Origin of the sequence: Hyphomicrobium zavarzinii ATCC 27496, assembly GCF_000383415.1 — a bacterium.
Classification (GTDB): domain Bacteria; phylum Pseudomonadota; class Alphaproteobacteria; order Rhizobiales; family Hyphomicrobiaceae; genus Hyphomicrobium_C; species Hyphomicrobium_C zavarzinii.
In genome coordinates this window covers 22,253-35,101 of the sequence record NZ_KB911262.1, presented here as the reverse complement: position 1 = coordinate 35,101, position 12,849 = coordinate 22,253, and the positions used below count along the sequence as shown (strand labels likewise).

The window sequence follows — 12,849 nt, the reverse complement described above, 5'->3', positions numbered from 1 at the left end:
GTCAGGCCACGTTCAGGTGCAAACCACCCTGCATCGCCTTGTCTTCCGTGAAGTGGCGGCGTTGGCGGTGCTCGCCCTTTTTGCCCAGGTTGAAGCTGGATACCGGGCGGTAGTAGCCCATCACCCGCGTCCACACTTCCGTACCTTGCCCGCAGTGGGGGCAGGCATGATGTTCGCCCGCCAGATACCCGTGGTCCTGGCACACGCTGAACACCGGCGTAATGGTGATATACGGGAGGCGGTAGTTCTCGAGCACCGTGCGCACCAGCTTGCGGCAGGTGGCGCCGTCGCGCAGGCGTTCGCTCATGTACAGGTGCAGCACCGTGCCTCCCGTGTACTTGCCCTGCAGGTCGTCCTGCAGGTCCAGCGCCTCGAACGGGTCATCGGTATGGCCTACGGGAATCTGCGACGAGTTGGTGTAATAGATGTTCACCCCCTGCCCGGCCTGGATGATGTCCGGGTAGCGTTTCACATCCTCTTTGGCGAAGCGGTAGGTGGTGCCTTCGGCGGGCGTGGCCTCCAGATTGTAGAGGTTGCCGGTTTCCTCCTGATAGCCCCGCAAACGCGCGCGCATGTGCTCCAGCACGTCGGAGGCCATCTTCGAGCCTTCCGATGTGGTGATGTCGAAGCGCCCCTGCGACGCATTGAGCAGCATCTCATTCATGCCGTTCACGCCGATGGTGGAGAAGTGGTTCATGAACCCGCGCAGGTAGCGTTTGGTGTAAGGGAACAGCCCGCGATCGTACTGCTGCTGGATGAAGCGCCGCTTGGCCTCGAGGCTGTCGCGCGCAACATCCATCAGCCGGTCCACCTCTTTCAGCAGCCCCGCCTGATTACCGGCAAAGCGTTTGCCAAGCCGCGCCATGTTGAGCGTCACCACGCCGATGCTGCCGGTCATCTCGGCGCTTCCGAACAGGCCGTTGCCGCGTTTGAGAAGCTCGCGCAGGTCAAGCTGCAGGCGGCAGCACATGCTGCGCACCGCGCCGGGTTGGTAGGCGTCCGGGTTGACGACGCGGTTGCCCTGCTCATCCAACCGGTACTGGCTGCCCACGAAGTTCTGGAAATAGCTGCTGCCTACCTTCGCCGTATTATCGAAGATGGCGGCCGCGACCTTGCTCTCCCAATCGAAGCTTTCCGTGATGTTCACCGTGGGGATGGGGAACGTGAACGGTTGGCCGTGGCTGTCGCCCTCGGTCATCACCTCGTAATAGGCAAGGTTGATGAGCTCCATCTCGGGCGTAAAGTGGCTGTAGAGCATATCGGATAGTCTAGAGATGGTGAAATCGCGCTCTTTCGCCTTTTGCAGCAGCTCCGCGTCCTCCGTTTCGGCGAACAGGTGTTTGTCGCGGTAGGTGGGCCATTGCTTGGCAAGGTCGTCGGGCACCGTGATGTCCAGTGTGATGTTGGTGAACGGGCTTTGCCCCCAGCGCGACGGAACATTGAGATTGTAGACGAACTGGCGGATGGCTTTTTTAACCTCGCGGAAACTCAAGCGATCAAAGAACACGTAAGGCGCAAGGTAAGTGTCGAACGAGCTGAAGGCCTGTGCGCCTGCCCACTCCGATTGTAAAATGCCGAGGAAGTTGGCCATCTGCCCCAGCGCCTCGCGCAGGTGCCGTGGCGGCCGGCTGCCCACGCGGCCGTGCCCGCAGTTGAACCCCTCGTTCAGCACCTGGCGCAGGCTCCACCCGGCGCAATATCCCGTCAGGCAGTCCAGATCGTGGATGTGGAGGTCGGCATTGCGGTGCGCTTCGCCCGCATCCGCGCTGTAGACCTGATCGAGCCAATAGTTGGCGATCACCTTGCCCGCCAGGTTGCTGACCAGCCCCGCATTGCTGTAGCCCACGTTGGCGTTGGCATTTACGCGCCAGTCGCTTTGGCTTAGGTATTCATCCACCGCGCTTTGGCACACCACATGGCGCGGCGCCTGAACGATTTGCCTTTCCGCCACCGCAGCCCCGGCATGCTCTTGTTTGTGTTGAAAACCGGACAGCGGAATTACCTTCGCCATGGGCTGCACTCCTTACTACATTTTGTTTGTTGGTTCGGAGTTAGAACACTACATGTGGTGTTTGGACGAGTTGACACACCTCAAGAATGGATTTGTCGTAAAGCGATTGCGGGAATTGGAGTGGAAGCGGCATTATCGTGGCAGGCACTCAGCTGCAAATCGCTTCTCTCGAAATCGAATATGCACCTCGCAAAGCTGCTTGCCTGCGAGACGACATAGATAAGACGACATGGATTTGTGCCCACGGCGACGTTTGTAAGTGTGCGTAGCTTACGAAAAGCTGGGGTGGCTGCAGAGAACAAGACAGCCAATACGGGTTGACTTAGAAACAACATCCCCATGAGCCGGCAAGGTCGAAATCGTCGACGCCACGATCACTGTCGTTTTTCTCCGGCAGAGCACCAACTGCTGGAAGGGGAATTACCAAGGATTGAGTATCAATTAAATCTCAGGTCCAGCAGCTAGGGCGCGCTGATGCTCTAAACGTTCGCAAATAATGTCAATGAGATCGCTTACAACGCTATTTGCAACATAGGATGCAGGTCTACTGTGGCCCATTGACCAACGCCAAAGGGTTGAAGGATTAATCTCAAGCTGCTTCACAAAAAAAGGCCCACATTCAGGAATGCGCCGACATATGTCGATGAGTTCCGGAAACTTGTCTGGCTCCTTGCTCGTTCTTCTCGTGACAGCTGGACGAGGATCGTCGCACCAAGTCTTCAAAGCAGTAATAATTGACTTATCCCAGCCAGAAACTTCCGAAATCCCGGTTAGAGCTGTCGACAAAAACGCAGTTCCCTGATCCAACACGGTATGTTCCGGGTCCCTGGCATATTCGGTGGGACGCGGAGGGTCTTTGCTCATTGGTGCCTCTCGTAAGTTGTTATCCCACTCTCACCCTGACCGAACGTTACCCCCGACCATTGCATGATGCAACGCGACCGTTACTGATTGGTTGCATTGCTCGGACCCCATTGATTCTGCGCAACAATTTGCGCCCTGACGGGGTGGAAGGAAAGCAGGACCGACATGATGTACTTCGCCAATATTTGCCGATCGCAGCCGTACATCTTGGACGATTCGAGCTCATCCGATATATTATTCTCACTGTCAGAAGATGTAAAGAAGGTGCAACGCCTTTATAACTTCTACAAGAAATATAAATCCCCCATGATGGCCGATGTATCAGAGGTGGATATATTTAAAATGATTAGATACGGCAGAATGTATACTTGCGAAATCACAAGAAAAGATTCCTCCGTCGAAATCATCGCCGCAGCTGGGGTCAAGGACTATCTGGTCCCCGTGTGCGACCAAAGCGGCGCAATCGATGTCAAGTTTGTCCTTGAAGCGGGCGCCATGCTCAGCCCTCCCACGGGCTTCTCCCTCCAACGGAAGCTGCACGCGGTGCGTTTGTTTGATTCGCTCGCAAACGAGTCGCCGGACCTCTACCTGTCCGCAACGTTTGGCAGCAACAGAATCTCGGCTGACAACATGCTCCGTGACGGGGTGTTCGAGGAGTGGCTTCCACCCTTTAGGGGTTTAACTGAATTGCGCCAACGGGAGCGCATTCGGAATGGCATCAAGGATTTGCAAATCAGGTGGTTTAGACCCACCCACGCTGGCTTGCGAGATTTGGCAAAGGAAGTCTGCGCGCTGAAAGAGGGATATATCGTGGATCGAACGCCGATGCGGGATGGATCCACTTGCGGAAGGTTCAAGGCGGGGTACGAGTTTGACAAACCCATATTTGATGCAGTGGAATTCCGCTTAGCCGACGGCAGCTTGGGCGCCGCAGCAATGTTGGCCAAACGCTTCCTCGATCATGACGTTCCTGACGACATGATTGACGAGTTCTTTGAGACCCCAATCTTTAAATGAGTGCGCAGGGGGCCGTGTTTCTCAGCATCAAACTCTTTGAACACTGATACCCGCAGTGCCGGCGCCATCCGGGCTTCTCGCTCCAGATTTCAAGCGGTGCTGACCATATCCCCCCTCTACCGGTGGCGGCTTGCTCCCCAGCTGCCTGTGACCCCATGCGGTATCGACGGGTCCACGATGTCAGGGCGCGATTTCTCATGATCGAAATTGCCAAAAGCCGTGTCGATCACCTTCCGCAGCGGCGTTCCCCAAGGGACCCAATCCACTGCAAGCCTTCTCACGAAACCTTCGGCCTTATCCGGCCACTGGTTTTGCGCGAGGATAGAGGACTGGCTTTTCAAATACGGTATCAACAGTGACGGCGCGTAGGCGTAAACCGCCCAAGGTTCGGTTGAGCCTTCCTCCTTACCCAATGTAAGAACCATATTTCCACGGCGCTCGATCGCGCCTTGCAATACGCCGATGCCATCGGCGTCGAGATGGCACATAACCCTCAAATCCCGCAGCGTCTTGTATCCGACCATCTTGACGCCTCGGCCCTCGATGCATTCGCCGACATCCAGAAGGTCATCGAGCCTCCGGGTTCCATTGTTGTAAATCACCTATCAGTATCTTCCATTGGTCGTTCGTCACTGAAGCTGTTTAAGCTCCCGCATGAAGGCACTCATGCGCGCCCGCAATTCAGTGAGCTGGTTCTTGGAGCATTGGCCCAATTCCTCAGCCGCGCTCATCACCTGCTGGGATGCGTCGTGGATGCGGCCCATATGTGAGCCAATCACGCCAATCCGGTCCGCGAGTCCGACTGCTCCTTCCTTTCCTTCGGCAATCAGAACCTCTGAAATCTGTTGGGTCGCTCCATGCAAGACCGACACCTTATCGGAAATGCTCTCCGTGGATTTCGAGGTCTTCTCGGCCAGCTGCTTGATCTCGTTCGCCACCACCGCAAAACCTCGCCCGACGTTTCCGGCGCGTGCCGATTCAATCCCGGCATTCAGCGCAAGCAGATTGGTCTGAGACGCAATGGAACGGATCAAGCTAACAACATCACCAATCGTCTGGCTGCTTCCCGCCGCCGATTTGATGCAGTCACGCACGCCATCCGCAGATGCGGCTATGCCCTGCGCTTCCCTCTTGGTCTCATTGGCATGGGAGACCATTTCATGGGCCGTCTGCTGCAATAAATTGATGGCCGCTTCCATCTCATGGCTTACCTCGGCCAATTTCTTCTCAAGCTCTTCCGCAATGACCGTGAAGCTTTCCACACGTTTGGCCACCTCATCGGTCGCCTTGTTGATGATAAAGGCGCCGCGGCCGATATCGCCCTGCATGCCGTTGGCGAGAATGCGCCGGAAATACTTGCTCTCGCTCACGCAAGTCATGCTTGCGGACGCTTCCCGGACAAAGGCATCGACATGATCGGTATGGTCGTTGACCGCTTTCGCCAGCTCCATCAGCTCCGGATGGCCCAATGGCCGTGTCAATCGAACCTCGAAGTCACCCAAACACAGGCGCCGACAATCTGCGGCAATCCTACGAAACATCGCCATATGGCGTTCCGTCGACCATGCCAGGCCCACAATGCCCGATGCCGTCAGAGCCACTCCCAAAAGGACGGTGCCGGTACCCACGTCCGGCCAAACAATGTAGGACACGACAAGGGCCTGCCCTGAAAGGCAGACCGCTTCCCCTATCCTATTTGCAGAGTGAAAAGACAAACTCATCATAGGTCGTTTCTTTTTGTTGGAGGATGGTCTTGAGGAGCGATATCCCCGCTTCCGCCTTGTCCTTCGGATTGGAATACTTCGCTTCCGCATTGCGCATCGATGCGTAGAGCGGCTCGATGACGTTTTTGCGTATGTTGTCGTCCACGGCCCTCCGGTTGGAGTGGTAGCCCGTGATCTTCCCGGATGCATTGAAGGATGGCGTCACATGCGCCAGCACCCAGTAATGGTCTCCGTTCGCCGACCGGTTCACGACGAAAGCAAAGATCTCGCGCCCCGCCTCGAGCGTCTCCCACAGCAATCGGAACACACCGTGCGGCATGTGCGGATGCCGGATAAGGCAATGCGGGGCACCGAGGATCTGATCTTCGGGATACCCCGCCAAGCGGATGAACACGTCGTTGGCGTAGGTGATATGCCCCTTGAGGTCTGTCTTGGTGACGATGAGCTCGTTCTGTCCGAACGGCCGTGCAACACCCGTCAGCTGCGCCATCGTCTCGCGGAAATGAACCCGTGCCATCAGCGCCGCCCTCCCCTTACGATCTGCCAGCGCCTGAACACGTACCCCACCGGCATGGTCACCACGTGGATGAGCCGCGTGAAGGGGGTCAGCATGATGAGCGTGAGCCCCAGCACGATGTGCACCTTGAAAATAAGGGCCTCCGGTTGCACATAGTGCGCCGCGCCCGGCTGCAGGAAGGCAATGCTTTGCGCCCAGTTGGCCAGTGCCAGCATGCTGGAGCCGTCCGGGTGCTGCGCAGAAACCGGGATCGTCCCCAACCCCAGCAGCAGTTGGATCAAAAGCATCACCAACAGCGCGATGTCGGCAAAGCTTGATGTGCGTCGTACGGCCGGATGCGTCGTCCGCCGCAACAGCAGAATGACCAAGCCAACAAGGCACAGGATGCCGAAGAACCCGCCCGCCACCATGGCGATGAGTTGTTTCACCGCCGCCGTGAGACCAACCGCGGAATAGAGCCAATGCGGCGTCAGCAGGCCCACAAAGTGGCCGGCCAGAATGGAAAGGATGCCGACGTGGAAAAGGTTGATGCCGATAAGGAAGGTTCGGTCATACCCGAGGAACTGGCTGGACTTGCTGCGAACCGTGTAGGGCTCCCGGTCGAGCCTCAAGAGACACCCCAAAACGCACACCACGATCGCGACATAGGGATAGAGCTGAAACAGCACCCAATGCAGCACATCGGGGTTTTGCAGGGGTACCGCAATATGGACGTCAGCCACGCATCTTTGCTTTCCTTGTGTTGTCCGTCGTCGCAAGAGTGCTGCCGCACGCCCGCGAGGGAAACGCCTCAGGCTCTTCCCAGCTTTTCTCCAGATCCGGCGCCTCGTCCGGGTTGATGCGGGAAGCCTCTTCGACGCGTGTCTCTTCCGGGTGGGGCTCGCAAAGGCCGGTTAAAGCGCGCATAACCGCGCCGTAAGGGCTTTGCCGCTGTTCCAGCCGTTGGGAGAGCAGCAGCAGGATATGCCCGACCTCTCCCAGCAGGCGCCGCGCCTCCTTCTCGGGTTGCGCGCCCAGGAACTCCACGAAGGCCGGGAGATAATCCGGTGTTTCCCCGTTGGCGACCAGCATGCCGCTGGAGGCATAGAGATCGGACAGTTCGGCCAAGGCCTGCCCGCGGTCGCGGCTTTCGCCGTAGACGTGCTCGAACAGGTGCAACGACAGGCCCGGCTGCCTGTCGAACAGCGACACGTAGTCTTCCTGCAAATCCAACAGGGGGACGTCGCGCACCGTTTTGAACAGAGGCTCGAGCGTCGTGAGCGTTTCCGCCCTCACAAACTCTTCGGCAAGCAATACGTTGCGCAGTTCGGGCATCACTTCGACAAGCTCGTTGGTGGGGTAAGACAACAACAATCCAAGGGCATGGAGCGTGCGCATCACACATCCCCTCCCATGATTTCCACCCGCGTCCGGCGGCCGGCGAACAAATCGCTCAGCACCTTGTCGCGGCGGGGAGCCTCGTAGACATCGCCGTGCTGGTTGGTATCGCCCACCGCGCAGCCGTTGCCGAAGCTGAAGCCGCAGGCGCCCTTCTCATCGTAGGCCGCGAGAACCTCTTCCTTGTGGCTGGTGGGAATGACGAAACGGTCTTCGTAGTTGGCGATGGCCAAGAGCTGGTACATCCGCTCCGCCATCTCCGCATCCAATCCCACGGTTTCCAGCACATGCGCGGCATACTCGCCGTCTACGGTCTGTTTCCGCTTGAAGTGCCGCATGGCCAGCATGCGCTTCAGCGCCAGTTCAACCGGCGCCTCGTCGCCCGCCGTCAGCAGGTTGGCCAAATACTTCATGGGAATGCGCAGCGCTTTCACATCCGGCAGCAGGCCATCGGTGGGGATGAGCCCGTTGGTGGCCGCCGCCTGAATGGGCGACAGCGGCGGCACATACCAGACCATCGGCATGGTGCGGTATTCGGGGTGCAGCGGCAATGCCAGCTTCCATTCCACGGCGAGCTTGTAGACGGGCGAGTTCTTCGCCGCCTCCACCCAGCCGTCGGGGATGCCATCGCGCCGCGCCGCTTCGATGACGTCGGGGTCGTTCGGATCGAGGAACACGTCGAGCTGCGCCTGATAGAGATCCTTCTCATGCTCGGTGGCGGCGGCTTCCGCGATGCGGTCGGCGTCGTACAGGATTACGCCCAAATAGCGGATGCGCCCGACGCAGGTTTCCGAGCAGACCGTGGGCAGGCCCGCCTCGATGCGCGGGTAGCAGAACGTGCACTTCTCCGCTTTTCCGGTGTGCCAGTTGTAATACATCTTCTTGTAGGGGCAGCCCGAAACGCACATGCGCCAGCCGCGGCACTTGTCCTGATCGACAAGGACGATGCCGTCTTCCTCGCGCTTGTAGACCGAGCCGGACGGGCACACCGCCACGCAGGCGGGGTTAAGGCAGTGCTCGCACAGCCTCGGAAGGTACATCATGAACGTCTGCTCGAACTGGCCGAGGATTTCCTTCTCGGCCACATCACGCAGGTTCTGGTCGTTCTTGCGCCGCTCGTACGGGGTCGCCAGAATCTCTTCCCAGTTGGGGCCCTTCTCGATCTTCTCGATGCGTTCGCCGCTCACCAGCGAGCGCGGGCGCGCCGTGGGCGAGGCCTCGCTTGGCCCCGCCGTGTGGAGGTGGTTGTAATCGAACGTGAAGGGCTCGTAGTAATCCTTCATCTGCGGGAGGTGCGGGTTGCCGAATATTTTGGCCAGCACACCCAATTTTCCGCCCAGCTTGGGAACCAGCTTGCCGCCCGATGTGCGCACCCAGCCGCCGCGCCACTTCTCCTGATTCTCCCAATCGTCCGGGTAGCCGAGGCCGGGTTTCGTCTCCACGTTGTTGAACCACGCGTATTCCATACCGGGACGGCTGGTCCACACGTTCTTGCACGTCACCGAGCAGGTGTGACAGCCGATGCACTTGTCCAGATTCAGCACCATGCCCACCTGCGCGCGCACCTTGCCGATGGGCCGTTTTGTCGTTTGCGGCGCGTTCATCATGCCACCCTCCTGTTGCTCTCGGGCGAATGGCCGTGGGTGTCGGGGCCTTCCAGCCAGTCCACCTTGTCCAGGCGCCGCACCACCACGAACTCATCGCGGTTGCAGCCCACCGTGCCGTAATAGTTGAACCCGTAGGAAAGCTGCGCACATCCGCCCACCATGTGCGTGGGTTTCAGCACCACGCGCGTCACGGAGTTATGGATCCCGCCCCTGAGACCTGTGGTGGGGCTGCCGGGGGTGTTCACGATTTTCTCTTGCGCGTGGTACATCATGGTCATGCCCTCAGGGACGCGCTGGCTGACCACCGCGCGCGCCACCAGCGACCCGTTGACGTTCAGCGCCTCGATCCAGTCGTTATCCGCGATACCGGCTTTGGCGGCATCCACCTCGGACAGCCAGACGATCGGGCCGCCGCGCGACAGCGTCAGCATCAGCAGGTTGTCGGAATAGGTGCTGTGGATGCCCCACTTCTGGTGCGGGGTGAGGAAGTTGAGCACCAGCGCGGGGTTGCCTCCCTCAACCTTCTCCAACACCGGCTTCACCGCCTGCAAATCCACCGGGGGTTTGTAGCAGACAAGCCCCTCCCCGAAGTCGCGCAGCCATGCATGGTCTTGATAGAGTTGCTGGCGGCCGGTGAGCGTGCGCCACGGGATGAACTCGTGCACGTTGGTATAGCCCGCGTTGTACGTGACGTTCTCATCCTCGATGCCGCTCCAGATGGGCGACGAGATGATCTTGCGCGGCTGGGCCTGCAAATCGCGGAAACGGTGCTTCTCGTGGTGGCGGCCTTCGGCAAGGTGCGTGTGATGGCGGCCGGTGGCTTTTTCCAGCGAGGCCCACGCCTTCACCGCGACTTCCCCATTGGTTTCGGGAGCAAGCTGCAAAATGGCCTCGCAGAACTCCACATCGCTCTTCATGCTGGGCTGGCCGTTGGCCGCTTTCCCATTGAGGGCGCGCAGCTGGTCCATCTCCAGCGTGGTGTTCCAGCTCATTCCCTTGCCGCCGTTGCCCACCTTCTCCAGCAAGGGGCCGATGGTGGTGAAGCGTTCGTACAGTTTGCGGTAATCGCGCGTCACCACCGCCACGTTGGCCATGGTGCGGCCCGGCACAGGGGCGGTTTTTCCGTCCAGCCACTCGGACACCCCATACGGCTGCGCAAGCTCGCCGGGGGTATCGTGCAGGATGGGCGTGAGCACCACGTCCTTCTCTTCGCCCAAATGTCCGTCGCACAGGCGCGAGACGTTTTCCGCGAAGCCCTTGAAGATCGCGTAATCGGTGCGGCTTTCCCACACCGGGTCTATCGCCGCGCTGAGCGGGTGGATGAACGGGTGCATGTCGGAGGTGTTGAGGTCGTGCTTCTCGTACCAGCTTGCCGTTGGCAGCACGATATCGGAGTATACGCAGGTGGTGGACATGCGGAAATCGAGCGCCACCAGCAGGTCGAGTTTCCCTTCCGGGGCCTTCTCGTGCCATGCGGCCAGTTTGTTGCGGCGTTTGCCCTCGGCTCCCATGTCTTCGCCCAGCACGCCGTGGCGGGTGCCCAGCAGATGCTTCAGGAAGTATTCATGCCCCTTGCCGCTTGAGCCGAGCAGGTTGGAGCGCCACACGAACAGGTTGCGCGGCCAGTTGCGTTCCGCGTCCGGGTCCATGCACGAAAGCTCCACGTCGCCTTCTGAAAGGCTTTTCGCCAGCCATTTGGCCACGTCGGTTTCCCCCGCCGGCATCGCCTTCAGCAAGGACAGCGAATTGGTGGCCAGTTGCGGTGCGGAGGGCAGCCAGCCCATGCTTTCCGCACGGATGTTGCAATCGATGAAGCTTCCGCCCCATTGCTTCGGATCGGCCAGCGGCGAGAGCATGTCTTTCAAATCCAGTTTCTCGTAGCGCCACTGGTCGGTGTGGGCATACCAGAAGCTGGTGCTGTTCACCTGGCGCGCGGGGCGGTACCAATCCGCCCCGAAGGCCAGCGGCGCCCACCCGGTTTGCGGGCGGAGTTTCTCTTGCCCCACATAGTGCGCCCAACCGCCACCGGGCTGGCCGACACAGCCGCACATCACCAACAAATTGATGATGGCGCGGTAGTTCATGTCCATGTGGTACCAATGGTTCATCGCCGCGCCGATGATGATGGTGCTGCGTCCGTTGGTTTTGGCTGAATTGTCCGCAAAGGCGCGCGCGACGCGCGTGACCAGATCTGGCTCTACGCCGGTGATGGCTTGCTGCCAAGCGGGCGTGTAGGGCTGGTTATCGTCAAAATTCTCGGCCGCCGAAGCATCGCCAAGGCCGCGGTCCACCCCGTAGTGCGCCAGCATCAGGTCGTGCACCGTTGCCACCAGCGCATGGCCTTTCTTCAGTTTCAGTTTTTTGGCCGGAACCTTCCGCAGGAGGATTTCCGCGTGGTCAGTCCCGTTGAAGTGCTCGTGCGCGCGGCTGCCGAAATACGGGAACGCCACCGTCGCCACTTCATCCCTCTTGTCGAGAAGGGTGAGGCGCAGCACCGGCGCCTTGCCCTTTTGCGGCTTCAGGTGCCATTGGCCCTCTTCTCCCCAACGGAACCCGATGCTGCCCTTGGGCACCACGAGCTCTTTACCACTCTCCGAGAAAGCAAGCGTCTTCCAATCCGGGTTGTTGGTTTCGCCCGCGTTGCCGGGTAAATCGGCCGCGCGCAAAAACCGCCCTGCCGTCAGCTTGCCGTTCCGCTCCTCGAGCATCACCAGCAGGGGCATGTCGGTGTAGTCGCGCGCATAGTTTTGGAAGTACGGCTCCTGCTTATCAACATAGCGCTCTTTCAGAATGACATGGCCCATGGCCATCGCGAGCGCGGCATCCGTCCCCTGCTTGGGGGCCATCCATACGTCGGCCAGCTTGCTGGCTTCCGAGAAATCCGGACACACCGCAATGGTGGTGGTGCCCTTGTAACGGGCTTCGGTCAGGAAGTGCGCATCTGGCGTGCGGGTTTGCGGCACGTTGCTGCCCCACATCATCAGCAGCCCGGCGTTGAACCAGTCGGCGCTTTCCGGCACGTCGGTCTGCTCGCCCCAGGTTTGCGGGCTGCTGGGCGGAAGATCGCAATACCAGTCGTAGAAACTCATGCACACGCCGCCCAGCAGCGACAGGTAGCGCGCGCCCGCCGCGTAGCTGACCATGCTCATCGCCGGAATGGGCGAGAACCCCACCACGCGGTCGGGGCCCCATTTCTTCGCCGTGTAGATGTTCGCCGCCGCGATGAGCTCGTTCACGCCCTCCCACGTCGCGCGGATGAAACCGCCATGGCCGCGTGCAAGCTGGTAGGCGCGGCGTTCCTGTGGCTTGGCCTGCAAATCCGCCCATGCCAGCACGGGGTCAGGTTGCATCTCGCGGATGGCCAGCCAGCGCTCCCACAGGGCGCGGCGCACCAGCGGGTATTTCAGGCGGTTGGCGCTGTAGATGTACCAGCTGTAGCTTGCGCCCCGCGCGCAACCGCGAGGCTCGTGATTGGGAAGGTCTGCCCGCGTGCGGGGGTAATCGGTCTGCTGGGTTTCCCACGTGACAAGCCCGTTCTTTACGTAGATTTTCCAGCTGCAGCTGCCCGTGCAGTTCACCCCGTGGGTGCTGCGCACGATCTTGTCGTGCTGCCACCGCTGACGGTAGGCCTGCTCCCACTTGCGCGATTCCTCGGTGAGGGCGCCGTGGCCGTCGGCGAAGGGTTGCGGTTTTTTGTGGAAGTGGCTCAGTTTGTCGAAGAGGTAGCTCATA

General features: G+C 59.9%; 10 protein-coding genes. 1 reads left to right on the top strand and 9 read right to left on the bottom strand.

Annotated elements, in window-relative coordinates; genetic code table 11:
- Position 1 precedes the first annotated feature (1 nt).
- Together F812_RS0118735 and F812_RS26650 are read right to left on the bottom strand one after the other, a co-directional pair.
- Positions 2–2,011 (bottom strand): ribonucleoside triphosphate reductase, encoded by a 2,010-nt coding sequence (locus F812_RS0118735; protein ID WP_020087515.1) that lies wholly within the window; start codon positions 2,009–2,011, stop codon positions 2–4.
- 441 nt (positions 2,012–2,452) lie between these two features.
- Positions 2,453–2,875, bottom strand: a complete 423-nt coding sequence (locus F812_RS26650) for a hypothetical protein (protein WP_156827530.1) — start codon at positions 2,873–2,875, stop codon at positions 2,453–2,455.
- Between the two features lie 165 nt (positions 2,876–3,040).
- Here F812_RS26650 and F812_RS0118730 point away from each other — a divergent pair, with 165 nt between their 5' ends.
- Positions 3,041–3,892 (top strand): hypothetical protein, encoded by an 852-nt coding sequence (locus tag F812_RS0118730; RefSeq protein ID WP_020087514.1) that lies wholly within the window; start codon positions 3,041–3,043, stop codon positions 3,890–3,892.
- Positions 3,893–4,008: 116 nt separating this feature from the next.
- Here the strand turns inward: F812_RS0118730 and F812_RS0118725 are convergent, their stop codons facing one another.
- The 7 genes from F812_RS0118725 to F812_RS0118695 are packed head-to-tail and all read right to left on the bottom strand — an operon-like array spanning position 4,009 to position 12,848.
- On the bottom strand, positions 4,009–4,494 hold the full coding sequence (locus F812_RS0118725) for a hypothetical protein (protein ID WP_020087513.1): 486 nt from the start codon (positions 4,492–4,494) through the stop codon (positions 4,009–4,011).
- A gap of 27 nt (positions 4,495–4,521) precedes the next feature.
- On the bottom strand, positions 4,522–5,544 hold the full coding sequence (locus F812_RS0118720; RefSeq protein WP_210162342.1) for a methyl-accepting chemotaxis protein: 1,023 nt from the start codon (positions 5,542–5,544) through the stop codon (positions 4,522–4,524).
- Between the two features lie 40 nt (positions 5,545–5,584).
- Positions 5,585–6,133, bottom strand: a complete 549-nt coding sequence (locus tag F812_RS0118715) for a PAS domain-containing protein (RefSeq protein WP_020087511.1) — start codon at positions 6,131–6,133, stop codon at positions 5,585–5,587.
- Entirely contained in the window at positions 6,133–6,855 is a 723-nt protein-coding gene (narI, locus tag F812_RS0118710; protein ID WP_020087510.1) for a respiratory nitrate reductase subunit gamma, read from the bottom strand. The genes F812_RS0118715 and narI overlap by 1 nt, the downstream gene beginning before the upstream one ends.
- On the bottom strand, positions 6,848–7,510 hold the full coding sequence (narJ, locus tag F812_RS24650) for a nitrate reductase molybdenum cofactor assembly chaperone (protein WP_020087509.1): 663 nt from the start codon (positions 7,508–7,510) through the stop codon (positions 6,848–6,850). Before narJ ends, narI begins: the two co-directional genes overlap by 8 nt.
- A complete protein-coding gene (gene narH / locus F812_RS0118700) occupies positions 7,510–9,117 on the bottom strand; it encodes a nitrate reductase subunit beta (protein WP_020087508.1) in 1,608 nt (535 codons plus the stop codon). Before narH ends, narJ begins: the two co-directional genes overlap by 1 nt.
- On the bottom strand, positions 9,114–12,848 hold the full coding sequence (locus F812_RS0118695) for a nitrate reductase subunit alpha (protein ID WP_020087507.1): 3,735 nt from the start codon (positions 12,846–12,848) through the stop codon (positions 9,114–9,116). Before F812_RS0118695 ends, narH begins: the two co-directional genes overlap by 4 nt.
- Position 12,849 lies beyond the last annotated feature (1 nt).